We start from the raw sequence: 23,725 nt of genomic DNA on the forward strand, positions 1-23,725 counted from the left end.
GGCCGACGAAGCTGCCGGCCCTCGATCGCGCCTAACCCTGGCATCAAGGAGGAGACACCATGCCTGCCAGCCAACCCCTGAACGTCACCGCGTTCATCGACCGCCAGCCGCTGTCGGCGTTCCAGGTGACCATTGTCGTGCTGTGCTTCCTGATCGTTGCCGTCGACGGCTTCGATACCGCCGCGATCGGCTTTATCGCGCCCGCCATCCGCGCCGAATGGCAACTGACGCCGGCACAGCTGGCGCCGCTGTTCGGCGCCGGGCTTGGCGGCCTGATGGCCGGCGCCTTCCTGTTTGGCCCGCTGGCCGACCGCTTCGGCCGCAAGGGCGTGCTGGGGCTGTCGGTGCTGTTTTTCGGCGTCGCCAGCCTGGCGTCAGCCTGGTCGCAGGACCTGTGGACACTGGTGCTGCTGCGCTTCCTGACCGGTCTTGGCCTGGGCGGGGCCATGCCCAACGCCATTACGCTGACCTCCGAGTTCTGTCCGGACAAGCGCCGCTCCTTCCTGGTCACCACCATGTTCTGCGGCTTCACGCTGGGCTCGGCCTTCGGCGGTCTCGCTTCGGCCGGACTGATCGAGGCCTTCGGCTGGCGCTCGGTGCTGGTCGCGGGCGGCGTGCTGCCGCTGCTGCTGACGGTGGCGCTGGTGCGGCGCCTGCCGGAATCGGTGCGCTACCTGGTACTGACCGGCAAGTCGCGCGAGCGCGTCGTCGCCACGTTGCGGAAGATCGCTCCGCATGAAGACCTGCGCAACGCCACCTTCGCGGTGGGCGAGCAGCGCGTCACCAGCTCACCGGTGCGCCACCTGTTCCGGCCCGAACTGCTGCGCGGCACGCTGCTGTTCTGGCTGACGTTCTTCATGAGCCTGCTGGTGATCTACCTGCTGTCCAGCTGGCTGCCGACACTGCTGCGCAGCACCGGCCATTCCCTGCGCACGGCTGCGCTGGTGACGACAATGTTCCAGGTCGGCGGCACGGTGGGGGCGATTGTGCTGGGCTGGCTGATGGACCGGATCAAGCCGCACACTGTGCTGGCGTGCAGCTATTCGCTGGCCGCGCTTGGTATCGCGGCGGTGGGCAGCTTTGCCTCCGAGCCAGTGGCTGCGGGCATGGCGGTGTTCCTTGCTGGTTTTTGCATGTCGGGGTCGCAGGTGGGCGCGAACGCGCTGTCCGCCAGCTTCTATCCGACGGACTGCCGTGCCACGGGCGTAAGCTGGGCCAATGGCGTTGGCCGCATGGGCTCGGTGGTGGGATCCGTCGGCGGCGCGACGATGCTGTCGATGGGCCTGGGCATGCCGGCGTTGTTTGCGTTGATTGGCGTGCCAGCGCTGATTGCCGGGGTGTCGATGTTCGTCTTGGGGATGGCCAGGCGTGAGGCGGCGGTGGAACGCCTGGCAGCGGCCGCAGACCGATAATCTCCCGCGCTACGGCCGGCGTCGCCGGCCCAGGGAGGGCGCCCTGTACAAGTACCTCAGGCAGCCGGCTTCGGCGCGCCTTGCTCAGATAGTATGTGCCTGACCATGCGTAGCGCGACGGCGAGGGCGTTCTCGGTGGAGTTGCACGTGCCGGAAGTGGGAAGTACCCCGGTGCCCGCCAGAAACAGATTCTCGTGCTCGCGGGTCCGTCCCCATTGATCGCAAACAGAGACAGCGGGGTCGGCCCCCATGCTGAGGGTGCCGCAGATGTGCTGGTTATTGGCGAAATCCCCCTCCTTGCTGAAGCGCAGGTTGGTGCCGCCCATGAGCTGCGCAACCCGCTTGAAATCGCCGGTCGAGCGCTCGGCGCCTTTGCGCGTGTAGTCGTCAATGGCGTAATGCGCTTGCGGCTTGGGGATGCCCATTGCATCCTTCTGGTCGCTTAATGTAATGCGGTTTTCAGGGTGCGGAAGTACCTCAAGCACATTCTTTAAATTCATCTCACGTGCTGCGCTGTGGCGCAGCCGCTTCTCAAACTCGACGCCGTACACGCCCTCGCTGATCAACGATCTGGTGGTGCCGTCGACTCTTGATATGTTGGTGAAGTCGAGCCGGTAGGGCGAATGCTGCGAACGGAACGGGCCGTCGCGCATGGTGTTGATTGAACTCGGGCTCTGCGGGCCGCGGCCGAGCCAGAGATCTTCATCCGCGTCAAAGGTCAGTGAGGTGCTCGGATGGTCCATCAGGTGCCGGCCAACCATATCGTTGCTGTTGGCCAGGCCCTTGGGGAATTTGTCACTGGCCGACAGGAGCAGCAGCCGCGGGCTCTCGATGCCGTTGGCCGCCACAATGAAGGTCTTGCCTGTGACACGATGGGACCGCTTGTCCGGGTCGTAATAGAGTGCCGCCGCGATGCGCCCCTTGTCATCGTGCTCGAGCCTGTACACATTCGCGTTGACCATGATCCTGACGCCGGCGGCCTCGGCCGATGCGGCCGCGACCCCACCGTTGTACTGGGCGTCAATGGGACAGATGGGCTGGCAGCTGTTGTTGCCACAGCAGGGCGGGCGGCCATCGTAGGTGCGGCTGTTGCGCGCGGTCGTATTGGCGACCACGTCAAAGGTCCCGGCCAGCCTCTCGCGGATCCGGCGCATCGCCCATGAGTCGACTACCGGGTCCATGGGGAATGGCTTGGCACGCGGCGATCCCGTATTGGCTGCACCGGACACGCCCATGATCTCTTCGGCCTCCTGGTAAAACGGCTCGATGTCGTCGTAGGTCATCGGCCAGTCGACGCCAACGCCGTACAGGCTGTGGATCCTGAAATCATTCGGGAGATGGCGCCAGGCCTGTGCCGCCCAATGCCACGTGCTGCCGCCATAGATCCGCATGTACTCGGCCGGATAAGGGTAGGGGCCTGCTTGCACCAGGTAGCCGTTGTCCTTGGGCTGATAAATGGGATGGGGTGCCCACGCCGATGGTGGATACGGTGACATCCAGTCACTGCGGCGCGTGGAATTGCGGAAGCGCGCGACGATCTCGTCGCGGGTGACGCGCGGGCCGGCCTCCAGGATCAGGACAGAGGCCCCCGCCTGGACAAGTTTGCGCGCCGTCAGTGAACCAATGATGCCGGATCCGATGACGACGAAGTCGGCGGAAGACTGGTCGGCCATTTGCGACTCCTTAAACAGGTTTCTTTGCCCAGCTTCCATAGACGCCGTAGCAGTAGGTCGGCGGTTTCAGGACATCCCCGACAATCACTGCGTTCAACGCGTCCTCATAGGCCAGCGCGCGCGCCTTTTCCCCGCTGCCCACGATGCCAAGAAACCATGCGGTGGCGATCTTGCGAGGCAGGGCGGCCAACGCCGGCTGCTCGGCGTCGAGCACCTGTTGCAACTGCATCGGGTCGATCTTGCGCTCATTGATGAGGGTCAGGAGTTTGCGGCTGGCGGCAGGGAATCCTGCATCCTCCTCGGTTAGCGCGGCATACAGCCGGCTGGCCATGGCGGCGTCCAGCGACTGGCGCCCGGCGATGATGGCGGAAAGCGCAACAAAGGCCCCCTGGTCGCTATCGCTCACGGGCTGCGCGACTGCCCACGGGATCAACGAAGCCGTATAGGCAGACAGCAGGCCGGCCAGCAGCGCGCGTCTCGCGGGATCGGGCTGCTCAGCCGTACTGGTCGTCACGTCTTGATCCGCTTTCATAGTCGCCCCCCGGGATCGGGAAGTTAAAAGTTATGTTGAATCCCAAACATTCCGACGAACTGATTGCCCGTCGCAGACGGCGACCCGTTCTGCGAGTCCCCGACAGTGGCCGTGGCGTTGACGATCTGTGAGCCGCCGGCCGCGCCCAGGGTCATTCCGGTGGCGTGCTGGTAAGCCTGCAGCGCGTAGATAACGGTGCGCTTGGACAGGTGGTACTGTTCCTTGAGCGCAACCTGGTGGTATCGGGCGCTGTCGCTGATGGCGTTCGATTTGCCGGCGCGCGTATAGCTGTAGCCGCCGGCGACATCGAACTGCGGCGCGATATCGTAGCGGGCGATCACACCATAGGTGTTGAAGACGGCGGTGTCGTCGAACAAGGAATTTCCGCCCGCATCAAATCGTACGTTCGAGTAATTCAGCCCTATCTGCGCCCGGCCGATGCGATACAGGCCGGCAGCCGCGATATGCTGGACCGATCGGGCGGACGCGAAGCCGGCGGTCACGGACGAGGTTCCGTAACTGCCGCTGGCATTCGGATCCAACGCCCGGACGTTGCCGGTGTTGTACAGACGGATATAGCCGACGCCAATGCCGAGCGGGCCATTTTCGTACTTGGCTGCGGCACTGACAGAACTGCCGGCCTGGGTGCGCCCGGGAATTTCCCCAAAGCCATATTGCGCGCCGACACTCAGCCCCGAGAACGACGGCGTGACGTACTGGACCGAATTGTTTAAACGGATCGTGGTGTCGAATCCATCCAGGTCGCCCGGATGGGCGCCAGTGGCCCCGGTGAGCATATTGACCGGACCGAGCGGGCCGAGGAACTGGTAGTAGGTTGTGTATTGCCGGCCCATCGTCAGCGTGCCGAAACGCGTGTCCTGCAGACCGACAAAGGCCTGGCGGTTGAACATCAGTCCGGAGCTGGATTGTTTCCCGCTATCGATGTCGAAGCCTTCCTGCAAGTCGAAGATTGCCGAAAGCGTTCCACCCAGCGGTTCGACGCCACGCAGACCGAAGCGCGAAGCGGCGTTGTTCCCGCTGCGCGTGTAAAAGTTGGAATGCCCTTGCTGGTTGTTCGCATAAACCAGGGCGTCGTCGGCGATCCCGTACAGGGTGACAGTCTGTGAAAACGCAGGCGAGGCCGCCAGGCAGAGCAGCGGGATGGCTGTCGCATTGAGCAAGCGGAGGCAGGGGCTCATCGTTCTTTCATCCGGTTGGGCCGATTGCAGGCCGGGTGTGGTGGCGGCAGCCCGCCAACGCTCGCGGTCTGATCGTGCCTGGTTCTCCCGTATGCGTCTTGGTGCGGGCGTCGCTTCAGCGGCGCCAGCCTCGGGTCTTGCGCAGCAGCGCGAGCAGCAGTCCGATGACCACAATCAGGCCGACGCCAATGCCAATGCGGGCGAGCGTAACCAGATTCGACGCTGCGCCACCACCTCTGAGCGTCTTGACCTGATCGGCGGTCACGGTGGCGTTCGGATTGCCATACCGCTGCGTCAGATAGGAGGCGAGAGTGGCAATCTGCTGGTCGGACAGCGTCCTGGCAAAGCCGGGCATGCGTAGTTCCGGCGGATCCAGTTGCCGGTGAACCCCTTCAAGAATCGCCATGACCAGGTTGTCGGCCCTGGCCCGGCCGAGGGCGGCGTTGTGGAAGAGCGGCGGCAAGCCCCCGTCGAAACTGCCCTCACCATGCGCCTGGTGGCAAGTGGCGCAATGGGCGTCGTAGAGTTGTGGCCCGGTCATCCGGTTCAGGTCGGCCGGAAGTGGCACGCCCCGGATGCTGTTCAACTCGCTCCCCTTTTCGCCCCATTCGAACGCGGCGCGCTTGTCGTCAGGGTTGTGCACTGGCGGAACGGTCTTGAGGTAGACCGCAATGGCATGCAAGTCAGCATCGTTCAGATGTCTTAAGCTGTTATCAATGGCCTCCGCCATCGGGCCTGCGGCCTGAGCTTTACCCTTGCTATCCCCGCTGCGCAGATAGCCCGTGATTTCCTGTTCGCTCCAGGCGCCGATACCACTGACCGGATCCGAAGTGATATTGGGCGCGTCCCACGCGCCTACGGCGCCGCCGGCGAGGTCTTTCGCCTTGTCCTCGGCCATCATGAGGTTGCGCGGGGAGTGGCAACTGCTGCAGTGCCCCAGGCCCCTGCTCAGGTAGGCGCCCCGGTTCCACTCCGCGCTCTTGGTGGTGTCTGGCTGAAACCGCTTGTCATCGAGAAACAGGACGTTCCAGGCGGCCATCGAGAAGCGGATATTGAAGGGGAAGGGTAGGTCAGTTGCAGGCGGCGCGGTGTCGACCGCAGGCACGTCATGCAGCAGGTAGGCGTAGAGCGCGGCGGCATCCTCGTCGCTAACCAATGCGTACGAGGTATAGGGCATCGCCGGATAGAGATGCTGGCCGTCGGCGCGTACCCCTTTGCGCAAGGCGTCGGTAAATTGCGCCAGCGAGTACCCGCCGATGCCATGCGTTCTGGAGGGGGTGATATTCGTGGAGACAATGGCGCCGATCGGCGTGGGCAGCGACAAGCCCCCGGCAAACGGTTTGCCGCCGGGGCCCGTGTGACACGCCACGCAATCCCCGGCTCGCGCAAGGTATTCGCCGCGTTTGACGAGTTCGGCGTCCGCGGCGCCAGCCGCTCCCGCCCCCACCACATGAAAGCAGGCAAGGGCAATCCCGATACTGCATGCCAGCCGGCGGACGTGGCCCATCGTCAATGGAAGCAATGGCACCGTGGACTCCCGCATATTGGCATTCGACCGGCGGTGATGCATCGGCAACAGTACGAGCTTGCGTCTGAAAGAGTAGGTGAGCGGATGGCCTTTTGCAACTCAGGAGAGATTTCTGACCTCATCGGAAACCCGGGCAGCGGAGATCGTTCCGATGGCCGGCAACCCGATCATGCGCTAGCATGAGCCCTTGTCGTCGCCAGCATGTCACGCGGTTCGTCGGGGCGGAAGACGCCGGGCGCCGCGGGGCATGGGCGAACAAATCAGTGCTGTCCGGAACGCGAGCGCGCCCATGGCTACCGACTCGAACGAATATCAATTCAAGCCGCACGAGCGCCCCACCATTCCTGGATCCCCGGCCACGCCCGAGCATCCGGCAGCACGGCGCATTGCCTATTTCTTCATTGGCTTCCAGATCTGCCTGACCAGCGGCTTCGGCAATGCACTGGTGGTCGCCAACACCACCAACCTGCAGGGCGTGTTCGGTCTGTACAGCGACGAAGTGACGTGGCTGTCGACCGTCTACGTGATGACCAACGTGTGCGCGAGCCTGCTGCTGATCAAGTTCCGCCAGCAGTACGGGCTTGAGCGCTTTACGCGGGTCGTGCTGCTGTCCTATGTGGCGATCACCGGTGCGCATCTGCTTACCCACACCTTCGGCACGGCGCTGATGGTGCGCGCGGCCAATGGCCTGGCTGCCAGCGGGCTGAGCACGCTCGGCCTCTATTACTTCATCCAGTCGCTGCCTGCGGCGCACCGGGTGCGGGCCGTGGTGCTGGGCATCAGCGTACCGCAGCTCGCCACGCCGCTCGCCCGGACCTTCTCTACCGGCATGCTCGAGGCCGGCAACTGGCGCACGCTGTACCTGTTCGAGCTTGGCATGGCGCTGCTGTCGCTGGCGGCGGTCAGCCTGCTGCGGCTGCCCCCCAGCGAACGGATCCAGGCCTTCGAGAAACTGGATTTCCTCACCATCGGGCTGTTCGCGCCTGGCATGGCGCTGCTCTGCGCGGTCCTGAGCCAGGGCCGCTTTGCCTGGTGGCTCGAGGCGCCATGGATCGGCTATGGGCTATGCGCAGCGCTGCTGCTGATCACAGCCGCGCTCTGGGTTGAGCACAACCGCGCCAACCCGCTGCTCAACACGCGCTGGCTGGGCAGCTGGGCGATCCTGCGCTTCGGCATCGTGGCGATGTCGGTCCGGGTCCTGCTGTCGGAACAGCCTTATGGCGCGGTGGGCCTGCTGACGGCAGTCGGCATGAACAACGACCAGTTGATCTACCTGTACACGGTAGTCTCGATGGCCACTGCGGCGGGGATCGGCTTGAGTGTCGCCACGGTCAATCCCCAGAACCTCGTCCGGCCCATCCGCATATCGCTGGTGGTGATCGCTGCCGCGGCATTCCTGGACGCGAGCGCCACCAATCTCACGCGGCCGGCCAATCTGTATTTCACCCAGTCGCTGATCGCATTTGCAACGGTGTACTTCATGGGGCCGACGCTGCTGATCGGGATGACCAGCGCGCTCGCGCGCGGCATGAGCCATCTTGTCAGCTTCTCCGCGCTGTTCAGCATTACCCAGTCGCTCGGCGGCCTGGTCGGCACCGCGCTGCTGGGCACCTTCCAGATCTACCGCGAGAAATTCCATTCGCATGAGCTGGTGCAGTCGATCAGCCTGTCCGATCCGTTCGATGCGGCGCGCATCCAGGCGCTCGGCGCGGCCTACCAGCGCGTGCTGGGCGACGGCACCCTGCGCCAGGCCGAAGGCGTGGCCCTGCTGGCGCAACAGGTGACCCGTGAAGCCAATATCCTGGCGTACAACGACGTGTTCCTGCTGATCGGCGTGCTGTCGACCATGACGCTGGCCTGGCTGGTGACCCTATACTTGCGCAAGATCCGAGCGCCGGGACAAGGCGACAAGCAGGTTCCGCCAGCCGGGACACCCACGGAGCAGCGCGAATGAGCGGCGACAATCGCGAACAGGACAATGCCGGCGCGGCAGCGCAGCCGGGGCAGCCCGCGCCGGGCCGGCAGCGGCTGGAGGATCCGGTCGAGCTCAGGGAGCAGGCGGAAGCGGACCGTGACGCGGGCGCGCCGCGGTCGGCGGCACCCGTCTCCCCGACCGGCTGGGCGCCGCCCAGGGGCGGACGACGCACTACCATCGCGGTGGTGCTGGTCGCGCTGGCCGGGATCCTGGTCATCCTCTATTCCTGGGGCCTACCGCCGTTTTCGGCCGTGGTCCAGGGGACCGATAACGCCTATGTGCGCGGCCAGACCACGATCATCAGTCCGCAGGTCAGCGGCTACGTGACCGGCGTGCCGGTGCATGACTTCCAGTTTGTCAGGAAGGGCGAGGTGCTGCTGCGCATCGACGACAGGATCTACCGCCAGCGCGTGGAGCAGGCCCGCGCCAATGTGGACTCGCAGGTTGCCACCCTTGACAATTCGCGCCAGGCGGAGCGCGCCCGCGAAGCCGCAATCCTGTCGCAGCAGGCCAACCTGAACAACGCACGGGCGCAGCTGGAGCGCGCGCAGGCGGATATGGGCCGGGTCGACGAACTGGTCGGGCAGGACTCGGTGTCGCTGCGCGAACGTGACCAGACCCGCGCCTCGCTGCGCCAGGCGCAGGCGGCAGTCGAGCAGGCCAAGGCGGCGGGCGAGATCGCACGGCAGGACGTGGAATCGGTCCGGGTCGGGCGCGCAGGGCTGCAGGCGGCGGTCGAGTCGGCACGCGCGGCCCTGCGGCTGGCCGAGATCGACCTGGACAACACCGTGGTGGTGGCGCCGCAGGACGGCCGCCTGAGCCAGGTCGGGGCCCGGCTGGGGCAGTACGTCACTTCCGGTACGCAACTGATGTTCCTGGTCCCGCTGCAGCTATGGGTGATCGCCAACTACAAGGAAGCCCAGACCGCCCATATGGTGCCGGGCCAGCCGGCGGTCTTCCGTGTCGATGCGCTCGACCATGCCCGCTTTACCGGGCGCGTGGAACAGCTCGCGCCGGCGGCGGGCTCCGAGTTCGCGGTGATCCAGGCGGACAATGCCACCGGCAACTTCGTCAAGGTGGCGCAGCGGATCGCGGTCAGGATTTCCATCGATCCAGGCCAGCCGCTGGCCGAGCGGCTGCGCCCCGGCATGTCGGTGGAAGCGGAGGTGGATACGCGCGCGGCGCGCAATGGCCGCGTTGCGGCACCACCCGCGCCAGCCAGCCAGGTTGCCCCGGCCACGGCGGCGCCCGAGGCGCGGCCATGAACAGCCGTGCGGCCGCGGCCGCCGTCGTCGCGGCATCATTTGCCCCGGTTTTCCTCGCTGGCTGCGTGGGACCGCGTCCGCCCGCGCCGGCCGCCGCTGCCGTGATCCCGCCGCCGGCCTGGCGTGTCGATCCGGGGCCGACCGCGCCGATCGAGAGCGACTGGTGGGCACGCTATGGCGACCCGCAACTGAGCATGCTGGTGACCCAGGCGCTGGCCAACAACCCGGACGTCGAGATTGCCGCTGCCCGGGTGCAGGAAGCGCTTGCGCGGGAGCGCGTGGCCCGCGCGCAGCTGTGGCCATCGCTGGATTTCTCGGCACCGGCAAGCCGGGCGCGCTCGCTCAATGCGTTCGGCCAGCCCCGCATGCTCAACTCGGCGCAGCCTGCGCTGACGGTCGCGTACGAAGTGGACCTGTTTGGCCGCATCTCCGATCTCGCCGGTGCCGCACGCGCGAGTGCGCTGTCGGCGCAGGCCGCGCGGGATGCCGCGCTGCTGTCGGTAGCCGCTGCCACGGCGCGTGCGTACATCACGCTAAGGGCGCTCGACGCGCAGCTTGACGTGGTGCGCCAGACGCTGGTGTCGCGTGAGGCCGCGCTTCGGCTGGCGCGCAGCCGCGCCGATACCGGCTATACCTCGCAGCTTGAATTCGAGCAGGCCCGTGCCGAATACGAATCCACGGCGCAGGCCGTGCCACAGGCAGAGCTCGCGGTGATCCGGCAGGAGAATGCGTTGAGCGTGCTGGTGGGCGAGGTGCCTGCCGCCGCGCTCAGGCGCGGCGCGCCATTGGATGCGTTACAGCAACCGCCCGTACCCGCCGTGATGCCCGCTGACATGCTGCGCCGGCGTCCCGACCTGGCCCAGGCGGAGTTCGACCTTGCCGCCACGGATGCCAGTCTGAGCGCCGCCCGCAAGGCCTTTCTGCCACGGGTGCAGCTGACCGCCAGCGGCGCCTTGCTCTACGCCACGGGCCTGGCGAACCCGGTGAACATCTGGTCGCTCGGCGGCAGCGTGCTGGCGCCGGTCTTTGAGGCCGGCCGCATCGCGGGCGCCGCCGATGCGGCGGCGGCCCAGCGCGACCAGGCCGCCTTCGCCTATCGCCGCGTCGCGCTGACCGCATTCCGGGAAGTCAACGACAACCTTGCCGCGGTGGACCAGCTCGGCACCCAGGTGCAACGCCTGTCCGAGCAGCGCGACGCGCTGGTGGAGGCGCTGCGCCACGCGACCAACCGGTACAAGGCCGGCTATGCACCGTACCTGGATCAACTGGATGCGCAGCGCCAACTCCTGAACGCCGAGCTCAACCTGATTCAGGCACGGTCTGACCGGCTCATTGCCAGCGTACTGCTATACCAGGCGATGGGCGGGGGGTGGCAGAGCCAACCTGATGTGGCGAATCGCTGAATCCGCTGTTGGCAGCTATGCGATGCGGATTTTATTGTAGGACATCGTATAACATGCGCAAGCCGCTCGCCAGCCGGGGCCAATCGCCGCGAACGCCTGCTCAAGGCAGCTGCCAGCATCGGCGCGGACTAAGGCGTGAGGTGGTGCTTGTGACGCTTGACCGGCTCTGCGGCCAATGACTATACTTCGTGATCTCTTATATGACGACAGATGACATTGTGCAGCGTCTGTCCGGCCGTCACTCCGGTCAGCCTATCGCCCGGGCCGGTCTTTCCCTGCAAGTACGACACGTTCCGAGACAGCCCCATGCAAGATTCCCAAACTTCCGCCTCCCAGGTGAATGCCACGCCTGTCGTTACCGAACTCACCGTGATTCCGGTGGCCGGCCATGACAGCATGCTGATGAATCTGTCCGGGGCACATGGACCCTACTTCACGCGCAATATCGTGATCCTGAAGGACAGCGCGGGAAATACCGGTGTCGGCGAGGTGCCCGGAGGCGAAGGTATCCGCCAGACGCTCGACGATGCCAGGCCGCTGGTGGTGGGGCAGCCGGTCGGCAACTACCAGGCCGTGCTGAACCAGGTGCGCAAGGCGTTTGCCACGCGCGATGCGGGCGGCCGCGGCCTGCAGACCTTCGACCTGCGGATCACGATCCACGCGGTGACTGCGCTCGAGGCCGCGTTGCTCGACCTGCTCGGCAAGCACCTGGGGGTCCCGGTGGCCGCGCTGCTCGGCGAAGGCCAGCAGCGCGACGCCGTGGAGATGCTGGGCTACCTGTTCTATATCGGCGACCGCCGCCGCACCACGCTGGACTACCGCACCGAGCCGGACGCCGACAACGAATGGTTCCGCCTGCGCAATGAAGTAGCGATGACGCCCGAGGGGGTGGTGCGCCTGGCCGAAGCCGCCTATGACCGCTACGGCTTCAACGACTTCAAGCTCAAGGGCGGCGTGCTGCCCGGCGATGAAGAGATGGAAGCGATCCTGGCGCTGGCCGAGCGCTTCCCCAGGGCGCGCATCACGCTGGACCCCAACGGCGCCTGGTCGCTGGCCGAGGCCGTGCGCCTGTGCCGCGACAAGCGCGGCGTGCTGGCCTATGCCGAAGACCCGTGCGGCGCCGAGGACGGCTATTCCGGGCGCGAGATCATGGCCGAGTTTCGCACCGCCACCGGCCTGCCTACCGCCACCAACATGATCGCCACCGACTGGCGCCAGATGGGGCACGCGGTACGGCTGCAGTCGGTCGACATCCCGCTGGCCGACCCGCACTTCTGGACCATGCAGGGCTCGGTGCGCGTGGCGCAGATGTGCGCGGAGTGGGGCCTGACCTGGGGTTCGCATTCGAACAACCACTTCGATATCTCGCTGGCGATGTTCACCCACGTGGCAGCCGCCGCGCCAGGGCGCGTCACCGCCATCGACACGCACTGGATCTGGCAGGACGGCGAACACCTGACCCGCAACCCGCTGCGGATCGAAGGCGGGCTGGTGCAGGTGCCCAGGACGCCGGGGCTGGGCGTGGAGCTCGACATGGATGCACTGGCGCGCGCGCACGAGCTGTACCTGCGCAAGGGGCTGGGCGCACGCGACGATGCCGCTGCCATGCAGTTCCTGATCCCGGGCTGGAAGTTCAACAACAAGGCGCCCTGCATGGTCAGGTGATGTGGTGCGGCCGGGGTGTGGCGGGTCAGCCTCTCCGTACACCCTGGAAGACGCGTCGGGCTGCGCGTGCACTTGTCCGGATCACCATTGCAGCCCGGATTGTCCTTGCCTTCTGCAATCGATTGCAGTAAATTGAACCTGGATGGACAGCAGCGCTGCCGATGCAGTGCGCAAACAGCATGGGCCCCTGTGGCCCATATTTCTGTCCAAACGTTCATTTCTGCAATCGATTGCAATGAGAGGGCTAAATGGGACCAGCACGAGAGAGAAAGGCGCTGCGCCCGCCGCTGCCGCGAGCACGCCAGAATCATTCTTAGCGCCGCGCTGGCTTGAATCACATCTGGATAGCGCAGTTGCCAGGCGGTGGAGATGGTGGGCACGGCGCCTCGAAGCACCCCGCCGCGTTCTGCTCGTCGTCCCGTTCTTCGCCCCGGCTCTTTCCTCTGATCTCGAGTACCCCGTTGCAGTCCTTTGCGCTGCCGGACCGCATTGAACCCGCCTGGAGACGTGACGACCTGTTGGATGGGAAACTCGAGCGGAGGCGCACCAGCGTGCGCCCGAACGCGCCGGCAAACTGATCCTCAATGGCAAGGGCACCTTCAGTTATTCATTTGATCAGCGGCCGACTAAGAGCGGCGTTCGCATGTGCGTGGTCGTGGCCTAGCCGCAGCTAGTTCCATTTCAATGACCGTTGCTTGATATGGATCGGGAAGGCCGGCTCCAATCCCTGCCGATCCCACGAGCCCGCTGTCCCGCGGCGAAGTCTCTCCCTTAAGACCAGGACACCGTCTAATCCACAAGGTGGTCGCCACGGATCTAGAGAGCGCACATTTATGGGCTGCATTGTTCGGAAAAGTGATCGATAAGGTTAATGCGACATTTCTTACTTGCAAGCATAACGTGGCATTTCAGCCACGAATTGGCTAACTTTCCACAAGAAGCCGTTGCTTTCCCGCATACGTACTTTCACCTAATGGTGCATTGCGACAATTCCTTTGCTACAATCGGGGAAAACCCCATAAGGGTAATCCCGAAAGGAAGGACGCCATGAACACCCACTCCGATATCAAGCTGACTGACCAACTCGAACGCGAAATGATCGACCGCGAACTCGGTACGCAAAGCCTGGGCTTCGCCCACGACGTGAAGCGCGCCATTGCCTTCGTGCAGAACGTGATCGAGCGCCTGCAGGGCCAGGCCCGCAAGGCCAAAGTGGTTTACGCCAACGGCTGAAGTGCTGCCTGCGGCATAGTAGTTGCGGCCCGTCAGGGCTGCCTTATAGAACCGGCCATACGTGCGCCCGTCCGGGCGAACGCGGCCGGTTTTGTTTTGCGCGCAACTAGCTGCGTGCCTTATGAGCAACTTTCACAAGGCTTGCCAGCGCTTTTCGTTTGGTCGCGGCGGTAGGGCGGGCTATCGTGGATGCCTTTCCAGAAAGCCTGCCCCGACCATGCCCCCGCTTGTCCTGCTCTGCTTGCTGATCACCTACGTGGTCTGGGGCACGACCTACCTGGCGATCCGCTTTACGCTGGAGAGCTTTCCGCCGCTGTTCATGATGGGCACGCGCTTCCTGTGCGCGGGCCTGCTGCTGGCCGCGTGGCTGGCGTGGCGCGGCACGCCGATGCCGCCGTGGCGGCTGTTGCGCAATTGCGCGGTGCCGGCGCTGTTCCTGCTGGTGGGCGGCATGGGGCTGACCGCGATTGCCGAACAGACGATTTCGTCCGGCGCCACCACGGTCATGATCGGGTCGATGCCGATCTTTGCGCTGATCTGGAGTGCCTGCTTCGGCAACCGGCCAAAGTGGTTTGAGTCTGTGGCGATCGCGATCGGCAGCCTCGGCATCCTGGTGCTGACCGCGGGCGCGGAATTTCGCGTCAGTACCGGTGGCGTGGTGGCGCTGATGCTGGCGGTGGCGAGCTGGTCGTTCGGCTCGCAACTGGCGCGCCGGCTGGAACTGCCGCAGGGCGCGGCGGCGTTTGCCGCGGAGATGCTGATCGGCGGGGCGGTGCTGATGGTGCTGTCGATGCTGCGGCAGGAGCCGTGGCCGGCGTCGGTCAGCGCGCAGGCCGGCTGGGCCTGGGTCTACCTGGTGGTGGCGGGGTCGCTGGTGGCGTTCTCCGCCTATATGTACCTGGTGTCGACGGTCAGCCAGACGCTGTCGGCCAGCTATGTCTACGTGAACCCGCCGGTAGCGCTGGCGATGGGCGCCTGGCTGGGCGGCGAGCGGATCGCGCCGCAGACGCTGGGCGCGGTGGCGCTGATCCTGGTGGCGCTGACGGTGCTGAGCCTGGGCACGCTGCGCACGGCACGGACCCAGGCGGCCTGATACCGCGGGCTGCGGCCGGGCAACTCAGCTGCCCGACTGCTCCTGGATCCAGAGCGACAGCCGCACCTTGTAGGCCTGCTGGATATGCCGGCGCGCGATCTGCTCGGCCAGCGCCGGGTCGCGTTTTTCCAGCGCCTCGACCAGCGAGATGTGCTCTTCGTAGGAGCTGCGCGCGCGCCCCGGCACCGCCAGCGTGGTGCGTCCGAGCAGCGCCATCGACTCATGCAGCGAGCGCAGGTTCTTCAGCAGGTAGCGGTTGTGGGCACAGCGGTGCAGGGTTTCGTGGAAGAGCCGGTTGTTCAGCGCGAGCCGGTCGGGGTCGTCGGCGATGGCCAGGTCGCGCTCGACGATATCGCGCAGCAGCGAGATCTCGACGTCGGTGGCGTGGCGCGCGGCCAGCGCGGCGGCGGTGCCTTCCAGCACCTCGCGCATCACGTACAGCTCGCTGACCATGCTGGCGTCGAGCTGGGTGACCATCATGCCGCGGTTGGGCTCGTTGACGACCAGCCCTTCGGACTCCAGCCTGGACAGCGCTTCACGCACCGGCGTGCGCGACAGGCCCAGGGTTTCAGCCAGTTCCACCTCGCGCAGCCGCGTGCCGGGGGAAAGCTGGCCGGCCTGGATGGCGGCGCGCAGCTGCTGGTAGGCGCGCTCCGAGCGCGGGAGCGATGCGGCCTGGCCGCCCTCGGCGGCGCCGGCGAACTCTTGAGAAATCATGTGAGGCTGGCTGATGCAGTTGGACTGTCGTAGCCAGCCATCATACCCGCTCGTGCGCGCCTGACATCACGGCGCCGCAATATGGTGTAAACGGCGCGGCCGCGCCGGGCCCGGCGCCTCAGCCTGCCGGCGACTGGAACGGGTGGTACTGGTACAGCCAGGTTTCCGACAGCGGCTTGCCGTTCAGGCGCAGGAACAGGCGGATGTCGACCGGCTGGCTGCCGTCGGCGGTCAGGTCGAACTGGGCGCGCCAGTGGCCGGGCACGCCGTTGGGCACGGCCTCGGTGAAGACATAGGAGAAGGTGCCGCGCGAGGCGGTCAGCACGGCTTCGGGTTTGACGCCGAAGGGCAGTTTCTCCAGCGGCGCGCCCTTGAACTCGACCACGAACTTGCGCACCCCCTTGGGCCGTGGCTGGCCGGGCTGGCCGCCGTTGCCCAGGCGCGTGGCCACGCAGCGCGCCAGCGGCGACGGGTAGGGCTCGTCGGCCTGCCAGTGCAGCCGGTAGCGCAGGCGGTAAGTGCTGCCGGCCTTGGCCGGGGCCTTGGGCACCCACATGGCGACGATGTTGTCGTGGATCTCGTCGTCGGTGCGCAGCTCCACCAGCTGCACCGAACCGGCGCCCCAGCCGTCGCGCGGCTCGACCCACAGGCTCGGGCGGCGTTCATAGTTGACGCCGTCCTGGTAGTGGTCGAACAGGCGGTCGCGCTGCAGCAGACCGAAACCCTTCGGGTTCTCGTCGGAGAAGGCCGACGCCGTGGTCTGCGGCGGGTTGTTCAGCGGGCGCCAGATATGCTCGCCGGCGCCGTTCCACAACGCCAGGCCGTCGGAGTCGTGCACCTCGGGCCGCCAGTCGACGGCGGTGCCCTTGATGCTTTCCGAAAACCAGTACATCGAGGTCAGCGGCGCCAGCCCCAGCCGGGCCACGTCCTTGCGCAGGAACAGCGCGCATTCCACGTCCATGATCACAGCCTTGCCACGCTGCATCACGAAGCGGTAGGCGCCGGCGATGCTGGGGCCGTCCAGCAGTGCATAGACCGTGACGGTATCGGTGTTGCCTTCGGGCGTCTCGAACCAGAAGTGGGTGAAGGCCGGAAATTCTTCCTGCTTGCCCGCTTCGGCCACGTCGATGGCGATGCCGCGCGCGGACAGGCCGTACTGGTACAGGTCGCCGATGGCGCGGAAATACGATGCGCCCAGGAAGGCGACCCAGTCGTTCTTGCGCCAGTCGCGCGTCTTCTGGTCGCCCAGGCGGCTTTCCTGGAAGCGGAAGCCGGCAAAGCCGCTGCCCGGCGGCAGCTTGTGCGCGGGGCTGTCGGCCGGCATGTCGAAATAGGCGTCGTCATAGACGATCTCGCGGGCCTTGCCGGGGCCGTCCTTGGCGCGCTCGATCACGTGCATGCGCACGGGCGTGCGGAAGTAGGTGCCGAGGTGGAAGAAGGTCACCGGGAACTGGCCCGGGCCGTTGGCAAAGAGCGCGTCGTCGGTGCGGAAGCGGATCTTGCCGTGGGCGTCGTAGTCGATGCGCGACAGCACCTCCGCGGGCGGCGACGGCGGCGGCGCATAAGGCTTGCCGGCGAGCGTGCGGGCGCGGTCGATCAGGGCGTCGAAACCGAACGGCTGAGGCTCGCCGAGCTTGATCCGGCTGGCTGCCAGTACCGACGGGGTAATGCCCAGCGCGGCAAGCGCGGCCGAGGCGGTGGCGGAAACCAGCAGGGTTCGGCGGTTCATCATGTGGCGAAAGCGTCCTTTTGTTTATCCGGCGTTGTGCAGAACTGTAAGAGACGCCGCTGCCCGGGGAAAGTTCGGACACCCTCTGTTACAGGCGGGCCGCATGCAGTTCCCTTTGCAAGCGGCCGCCGCAGCGCCGCTTGCAGGCGCAGTGTGATCCGGAAAGATAAAGCGTGTTTGATAAGGTTGCTATGCGCTCCCATGGAATATAGTATGTGATATATCAACACATCCAATCGAGCCATCAAGGAGACAGCAATGAAAGTGTGTATCTACGGCGCCGGCGCCATCGGCGGCTATGTCGGGGCGCAACTGGCGCGCGCCGGGGCAGAGGTCAGCTTCGTCGCGCGCGGGCCCCACCTTGCGGCGATGCAGGAGCATGGCGTCAAGCTGCTGATCGACGGCGAAGAACGCGTGGCCAAGGTGCGCTGCACCAGCGATCCGCGCGAACTGGGGCACCAGGATTATGTGTTCATCACGCTCAAGGCGCATTCCGTGCCGGGCGTGGTCGAGCAGATGCAGCCGCTGCTGGGGCCCGAAACCGCCATCGTGACCGGCGTCAACGGCATTCCGTACTGGTATTTCTACAAGCATGGCGGCGAACTGGCCGGCAGCACGCTGGAAAGCGTCGATCCCGGCGGGCGCCAGTGGAAGGGCCTGGGGCCGGAGCGGGCGATTGGCTGCGTGGTCTATCCCGCGGCTGAAATCATCGCGCCCGGCGTGATCAAGCATGTCTACGGCAAGAAGTTTCCGCTGGGCGAGCCGGACGGCAGCCGCTCCACGCGCGTGACCCGTCTGAGCGAGATGATGATGGCCGCCGACCTGGACGCCCCGGTGCGCGACAACATCCGCGACGAGATCTGGCTCAAGCTGTGGGGCAACCTGTGCTTCAACCCGATCAGCGCGCTCACCCATGCCACGCTGGACGTCATCACCGCCGACCCCGCCACGCGCGCGCTGTCGCGGCAGATGATGGTGGAGGCGCAGGGTATCGCGGAGCGCTTCGGGGTGAAGTTCCGTGTCGACGTGGAGCGGCGTATCGACGGCGCCGGCGCCGTGGGCGCGCACAAGACCTCGATGCTGCAGGACCTGGAGGCCGGGCGGGCCATGGAAATCGACCCGCTGCTGACCGTGGTGCAGGAAATGGGCCGGCTGATTGCCCAACCCACGCCGATGTGCGACGCCGTGCTGGGGCTGATCAAGCAGCGCGACGCGATGGCAAAGCTGGCCGCCTGAGGGGGCCGGCAGCAGGGGACACCGACGGCTCAGGTGTCCCCTGATGCACGCCAGGCGCGCAAACATTGCGTATGCCTGGCTTGCAAAGCGAGAAGGCAGGGCGATAGTGATATACCATATACGACAGACCGCGCACCGCTAGTGTGCCGATGCATGAGGACTGCGCATTGTTTGATGCGTTTTCAGAATGGGTCAGGCGTTTTTGCTAAGCTGTGCGGGAATGCGGAGGGCCGCCATTCCGGCCGCCTTGCCGCTGGTCTCACACGAGCTCATTCATGTCTGCGCAAAGCCAATCCATCGTCCAGCCCAACGGGCTGGCCTTGTCCGTGCAACCGATCAACGCCGGCGCCAGCCTGCGCGACCAGGCCTACGCCATGTTGCGCCAGGCCATCGCCGACGCCGACATCTACCAGTCGCGCGACGAGATCCGGCTGGATGAACGGGTGCTGAGCGAGGCCATGGGCGTAAGCCGCACGCCCATCCGCGAGGCCATGACGCTGCTGGAGCAGGAAGGCTTCCTGCGCACCGTGCCCCGGCGCGGCATCTACATCATGCGCAAGACCAAGCGCGAGATCGTGGAGATGATCCAGATGTGGGCCGCGCTGGAAAGCATGGCGGCGCGGCTGGCCACCCAGAGCGCCACCGATGCCGAGATCGCGCAGCTGCGCCGCATGTTCGACAGCTTCCGCGACTCCACTCCGGCCGAGCATATCGAAGAGTATTCCGACGCCAATATCGCGTTCCACCAGGCGATCGTGCAGTTGTCCAGGTCGCACATCATCATGGACACGATCCGCAATATCTTTATCCATGTACGGGCGATCCGGAAGATGACGATCTCGCAGAGCGACCGGGCGGCGCGTTCGATCGTGGACCATCTGCGCATCATCGAGGCGCTCGAGAAGCGGGATACCGAGTTGGCCGAGCGGCTGGTGCGGCAGCATTCGCTGGACCTGGCTGACTATGTGGAGCGGCACTGCGACTTCCTCGACTGAAGGCGGTCGGGGCAGGGCGGAAAAACGGCGGACCCAGGTCCGCCGTTTTTCTTTGGCGCGTTTCCGGACAGCGGATAAGCATTTCGTCACATGGTATGTGATATATCAATATAAAAAACCGGCTCCTGACTGATTCGGGTTTTCACTGAATTTCCCGCTTCCAGTCCGGATTCACCGGCAAAATCTGCCGATTGTTGCATTGCACCATCGAAATTTCTCCTGCATTGGTAAAACTCCTCTTGCTCAGTTCTGATATATCACATACCGTATGTCATCAAGCAAGAAAACAGCTATCACCCGAGGAGACATCGGAAATGGAAACCAAGGCACTGCAAGGTGTGCGCATCCTGGACATGACCCACGTCCAGGCGGGCCCCTCGGCCACGCAGCTGATGGCGTGGCTGGGCGCGGACGTGATCAAGGTGGAAATGCCGGGGCGCGGGGACATCACCCGCAGCCAGCTGCGCGACGTACCCAACGCCGACAGCCTGTACTTCACCATGCTCAACAGCAACAAGCGCAGCCTGACGCTGAACATGAAGACGCCCGAAGGCAAGGCGCTGCTCGAGGACCTGGTCCAGCGCAGCGACGTGCTGATCGAGAACTTCGGTCCTGGCGTGCTGGCGCGCGCCGGCTTTGACTGGGACCACCTGCAGGACCTGAACCCGCGGCTGGTCTATGCCTCGATCAAGGGCTTCGGCCCGGGACCGTACGCGGATTGCAAGGCCTATGAGAACGTGGCGCAGTGCATGGGCGGATCGGCTTCCACCACGGGCGATGCCGAAGGCGTGCCTACCGTCACCGGCGCACAGATCGGCGATTCGGGCACGGGCGTGCACTGCGTGGTCGGCATCCTGGCCGCGCTGCTGCAGCGCGAGCACACCGGCCGCGGCCAGCGCGTGGAAGTGGCGATGCAGGACGCGGTGCTGAACCTGTGCCGGGTCAAGCTGCGCGACCAGCAGCGCCTGTCCAACGGCCCGCTGCGCGAGTACCCGAACGAAGACTTTGGCGACCACGTGCCGCGCGCGGGCAATGCCTCGGGCGGCGGCCAGCCGGGCGCGGCGCTGCGCTGCGCGCCGGGCGGCCCCAACGACTATGTCTACGTCATCATCCAGCCGCAGGGCTGGGAGCCGCTGATGCGCCTGTGCGGGCGCGAGGACCTGATCACCAACCCGGACTACGCATCGCCCGAGGCGCGCCTCAAGCACCTGGCCGACTGCTTTGCCGTGATCGAGAAATGGACCGGCGGCCGCAGCAAGTTCGACGTGATGGCCGCGCTCAACGAGGTCGATGTGCCGTGCGGCCCGATCCTGTCGATGAAGGACCTGATCGAGGACGAGTCGCTGTACCAGCGCGGCTACCTGGTGGAACTGGAGCACCCGCAGCGCGGCAGCTACGTGCAGCTGGGCTGCCCCATCACGCTGTCCGCATCGCCGGTGGAGATCGAGCGCTCGCCGCTGCTGGGCGAGCATACCGAAGAGATCCTCGAGTGGCTGGGGCGCTCGCCCGCGCAGATCGCCGCGATGAAGCTGGCCGGCGCGGTATGACGCAAGCCTGACGTCATTCCCGCCCGTGCGGGAATGACGATCCGGGGCGCGCGCCGCGCGTTTTCCCATTCCTTCCAAGACCCTGCAACCGACATCGGCGCAGGCAGGGGCCCCCTTTGCCTGTGCAAGGAGCATGCTGTGCAAACCTGGATACGCTTTTGCCGCGCCGACGGCAGCATCGGCCATGGCCGCATTGACGGAGCCGACGGCAACCGTGTCGTCGAGTATGACGGCGATATCTTTGACGAGCCCATCCCCACGGGCGCCGTGCATGACCGCGCGTCGCTGACACTGCTCGCGCCGTGCGAGCCGGGCAAGGTGGTGGCGCTGTGGAATAACTTCCATGCGCTCGCGCGCAAGCTGGAAAAGGCCGTTCCCACGCACCCGCTGTTCCTGATCAAGCCGGCCTCGTCGCTGGCGGGTCCGGGCGATGCGGTGCAGCGCCCCAGGAGCTACGACGGCAAGATCGTCTATGAAGGCGAACTGGGCATCGTGATCGGCAGGAAGACGCGCAATGTATCGGTGGCTGAAGCTGGCGCGCATATCTTCGGCTACACCGTTGTCAACGATGTGACCGCGGCCGAGCTGATCACGGCGGACCCCAATTTTCCGCAGTGGACGCGTGCCAAGGGCTTCGACACCTTCGGCTGCATCGGCCCGGCCATCGTCACCGGCTTCAACTGGAAGGCCGCCAGCGTCATCACGCGGCTCGATGGTGTCGAGCGGCAGAACTACCCGCTGTCGGACATGATCTTCTCGCCCGAGGAACAGGTCAGCCGCATCTCGCAGGACCTGACGCTGATGCCCGGCGACGTGATTGCGTGCGGCACCTCGATCGGCGTGGGGTCGATGAAGGACGGTGCGGTGGTCGAGGTGGCAATCGCGGGCATCGGCTCGCTGGTCAACCACGTGCGCGGCTGAGCCGGCGCCTGATTCTCTCTATCAAATGGTGAATGCCATGCCAATGACGATCGGTGTGCCACGCGAAGTCCACCCGGGCGAGCGGCGCGTTGCCGCCACGCCCGACTCGGTCAGGGAACTGCTCAAGCTGGGCTACCAGGTGGCGGTGGAAACCGGCGCCGGCCAGGAAGCGTCGTTCTCCGACGACGACTACCGCGCCGCCGGTGCGGCCATTGTCGATGCGGCCAGCCTGTGGGCCTCGGTCGACGTGGTGATCAAGGTGCGCCCGCCGCAGGCCCATCCCGGCATGGGCGTGGAAGAGGCGGCGCTGCTGAAGAAGCACGCCACGCTGATCGGCTTTGTCTGGCCGGCGCAGCAGATGGCGATGCTGGAGCGGCTGACGCAGCGCGGCGCCACGGTGCTGGCGATGGACTGCGTGCCGCGCATCTCGCGCGCGCAGAAGCTCGATGCGCTCAGCTCGATGGCCAATATGGCGGGCTACCGCGCGGTGATCGAGGCCGCGCACGCGTTCGGGCGGCCCTTTGCCGGGCAGATCACGGCCGCGGGCAAGATCCCGCCGGCGCGCGTGCTGGTGATCGGCGCGGGTGTGGCGGGGCTGGCGGCGATCGGCGCGGCGCGCAGCCTGGGCGCCGTGGTGCGCGCCTTCGATACGCGTCCGGTGGTGCGCCAGCAGATCGAAAGCCTGGGCGCAGAATTTCTGACCGTCGAGATCGAAGAGGACGGCAGCGGCAGCGGCGGCTACGCCAAGGAGATGAGCCCGGCCTTTATCGAAGCCGAGATGCGCCTCTTTGCCGAACAGGCGCGCGAGGTCGACATCATCATCACCACCGCGCTGATCCCGGGCAAGCCCGCGCCCAAGCTGCTCGAGGCCGACACCGTGGGCCTGATGCGCGCCGGCAGCGTGGTGGTCGACCTGGCCGCGGAGCAGGGCGGCAACTGCGTGCTGACCGTGCCGGGCGAGGCGGTGCGGCAGCACGGCGTCACTATCATCGGCTACACCGACCTGCCCAGCCGCATGGCCGCGCAGGCCAGCCAGCTCTATGGCACCAATATCCGCCACCTGCTGACAGAGCTGACGCCGGGCAAGGACGGCCAGCTCGTGGTCGACATGGACGACGAGATGATCCGCGGCGCCACGGTGCTGCACCAGGGCGCGGTGACCTGGCCACCGCCGCCGCTGACGGTGGCGATCCCGCAGCAGCAGGCGCCGGCGGCCACGCCGCCGGTGCCGGCCGAAGCCGAGCCGCCGCGCAGCCGCACCGGGGCCACGCTGATCGCGCTGGCCATTGCTGCGATGGCGCTGCTGGGCCTGGGCGCGGTCGCGCCGCCGGCCTTCATGGCGCATTTTACGGTGTTCGTGCTGGCGATCTTTGTTGGCTACCAGGTGGTGTGGAACGTCACCGCCGCGCTGCATACGCCGCTGATGAGCGTGACCAATGCCATCAGCGGGATCATCGTGGTGGGAGCGCTGGTGCAACTGGGCAAGCCATCGCTGGTGACGGCGGTGATTGCCGGCTGCGCGGTGCTGGTCGCCACGGTCAATATCGCCGGCGGCTTCCTGGTGACGCAGCGCATGCTCAAGATGTTCCAGCGGGACTAGAG

18 protein-coding genes are annotated in these 23,725 nt (G+C 66.0%); 12 read left to right on the top strand and 6 right to left on the bottom strand.

Translation table 11 applies throughout. The annotated features are described in order from the left end of the window. Positions 1 to 59: 59 nt before the first annotated feature. Positions 60 to 1,412, top strand: a complete 1,353-nt coding sequence (locus tag ACZ5MJ_RS30345; RefSeq protein WP_464224716.1) for an MFS transporter — start codon at positions 60 to 62, stop codon at positions 1,410 to 1,412. Between the two features lie 56 nt (positions 1,413 to 1,468). Here the strand turns inward: ACZ5MJ_RS30345 and ACZ5MJ_RS30350 are convergent, their stop codons facing one another. From ACZ5MJ_RS30350 to ACZ5MJ_RS30365, 4 genes are all read right to left on the bottom strand, one after another. Then, entirely contained in the window at positions 1,469 to 3,085 is a 1,617-nt protein-coding gene (locus ACZ5MJ_RS30350; RefSeq protein ID WP_464224717.1) for a GMC family oxidoreductase, read from the bottom strand. A 10-nt stretch (positions 3,086 to 3,095) separates the two neighbouring features. Further along, positions 3,096 to 3,617: a sugar dehydrogenase complex small subunit gene (locus tag ACZ5MJ_RS30355; RefSeq protein ID WP_464224718.1), complete on the bottom strand. Its 522-nt coding sequence runs from the start codon at positions 3,615 to 3,617 to the stop codon at positions 3,096 to 3,098. A 23-nt stretch (positions 3,618 to 3,640) separates the two neighbouring features. Further along, positions 3,641 to 4,816, bottom strand: coding sequence for a porin (locus tag ACZ5MJ_RS30360; RefSeq protein WP_464224719.1), 1,176 nt, complete (start codon positions 4,814 to 4,816; stop codon positions 3,641 to 3,643). A 115-nt stretch (positions 4,817 to 4,931) separates the two neighbouring features. Then, positions 4,932 to 6,344, bottom strand: a complete 1,413-nt coding sequence (locus ACZ5MJ_RS30365; protein ID WP_464224720.1) for a c-type cytochrome — start codon at positions 6,342 to 6,344, stop codon at positions 4,932 to 4,934. A 289-nt stretch (positions 6,345 to 6,633) separates the two neighbouring features. Between ACZ5MJ_RS30365 and ACZ5MJ_RS30370 the strand changes: the two genes are divergently transcribed. The 6 genes from ACZ5MJ_RS30370 (at position 6,634) to yedA (ending at position 14,978) form a co-directional block, all read left to right on the top strand. Further along, positions 6,634 to 8,298: an MFS transporter gene (locus tag ACZ5MJ_RS30370; RefSeq protein ID WP_464224721.1), complete on the top strand. Its 1,665-nt coding sequence runs from the start codon at positions 6,634 to 6,636 to the stop codon at positions 8,296 to 8,298. Continuing rightward, complete coding sequence (locus ACZ5MJ_RS30375; RefSeq protein WP_464224722.1) at positions 8,295 to 9,584, top strand: HlyD family secretion protein; 1,290 nt, start codon at positions 8,295 to 8,297, stop codon at positions 9,582 to 9,584. The genes ACZ5MJ_RS30370 and ACZ5MJ_RS30375 overlap by 4 nt, the downstream gene beginning before the upstream one ends. Next, positions 9,581 to 10,987, top strand: a complete 1,407-nt coding sequence (locus ACZ5MJ_RS30380) for an efflux transporter outer membrane subunit (protein WP_464224723.1) — start codon at positions 9,581 to 9,583, stop codon at positions 10,985 to 10,987. The genes ACZ5MJ_RS30375 and ACZ5MJ_RS30380 overlap by 4 nt, the downstream gene beginning before the upstream one ends. 306 nt (positions 10,988 to 11,293) lie before the next feature. Beyond that, on the top strand, positions 11,294 to 12,652 hold the full coding sequence (gene gudD / locus ACZ5MJ_RS30385; protein WP_464224724.1) for a glucarate dehydratase: 1,359 nt from the start codon (positions 11,294 to 11,296) through the stop codon (positions 12,650 to 12,652). Positions 12,653 to 13,699: 1,047 nt separating this feature from the next. Further along, entirely contained in the window at positions 13,700 to 13,885 is a 186-nt protein-coding gene (locus ACZ5MJ_RS30390) for a hypothetical protein (RefSeq protein ID WP_464224725.1), read from the top strand. A gap of 217 nt (positions 13,886 to 14,102) precedes the next feature. Next, a complete protein-coding gene (gene yedA / locus ACZ5MJ_RS30395; protein ID WP_464224726.1) occupies positions 14,103 to 14,978 on the top strand; it encodes a drug/metabolite exporter YedA in 876 nt (291 codons plus the stop codon). Positions 14,979 to 15,002: 24 nt separating this feature from the next. Here yedA and ACZ5MJ_RS30400 read toward each other — a convergent pair whose 3' ends face one another. Together ACZ5MJ_RS30400 and ACZ5MJ_RS30405 are read right to left on the bottom strand one after the other, a co-directional pair. Continuing rightward, entirely contained in the window at positions 15,003 to 15,695 is a 693-nt protein-coding gene (locus ACZ5MJ_RS30400) for a GntR family transcriptional regulator (RefSeq protein ID WP_432260821.1), read from the bottom strand. Positions 15,696 to 15,813: 118 nt separating this feature from the next. Then, positions 15,814 to 17,427 carry an OpgD/OpgG family glucan biosynthesis protein gene (locus tag ACZ5MJ_RS30405; RefSeq protein ID WP_464224727.1) on the bottom strand — a complete coding sequence of 538 codons (1,614 nt, stop codon included), beginning with the start codon at positions 17,425 to 17,427 and terminating at the stop codon, positions 15,814 to 15,816. Positions 17,428 to 17,682: 255 nt separating this feature from the next. On the opposite strand from ACZ5MJ_RS30405, the gene ACZ5MJ_RS30410 reads away from it, so the two are divergent. The 5 genes from ACZ5MJ_RS30410 (at position 17,683) to ACZ5MJ_RS30430 (ending at position 23,723) form a co-directional block, all read left to right on the top strand. Continuing rightward, a complete protein-coding gene (locus ACZ5MJ_RS30410) occupies positions 17,683 to 18,660 on the top strand; it encodes a 2-dehydropantoate 2-reductase (RefSeq protein ID WP_464224728.1) in 978 nt (325 codons plus the stop codon). Positions 18,661 to 18,935: 275 nt separating this feature from the next. After that, a complete protein-coding gene (locus ACZ5MJ_RS30415; RefSeq protein ID WP_464224729.1) occupies positions 18,936 to 19,655 on the top strand; it encodes a GntR family transcriptional regulator in 720 nt (239 codons plus the stop codon). Positions 19,656 to 19,969: 314 nt separating this feature from the next. Further along, positions 19,970 to 21,202, top strand: coding sequence for a formyl-CoA transferase (gene frc, locus ACZ5MJ_RS30420; RefSeq protein ID WP_464224730.1), 1,233 nt, complete (start codon positions 19,970 to 19,972; stop codon positions 21,200 to 21,202). Between the two features lie 138 nt (positions 21,203 to 21,340). Then, positions 21,341 to 22,123: a fumarylacetoacetate hydrolase family protein gene (locus ACZ5MJ_RS30425; RefSeq protein ID WP_464224731.1), complete on the top strand. Its 783-nt coding sequence runs from the start codon at positions 21,341 to 21,343 to the stop codon at positions 22,121 to 22,123. A 37-nt stretch (positions 22,124 to 22,160) separates the two neighbouring features. Beyond that, complete coding sequence (locus ACZ5MJ_RS30430) at positions 22,161 to 23,723, top strand: Re/Si-specific NAD(P)(+) transhydrogenase subunit alpha (RefSeq protein WP_464224732.1); 1,563 nt, start codon at positions 22,161 to 22,163, stop codon at positions 23,721 to 23,723. Positions 23,724 to 23,725 lie beyond the last annotated feature (2 nt).

This window comes from Cupriavidus sp. LA-1, assembly GCF_055385985.1.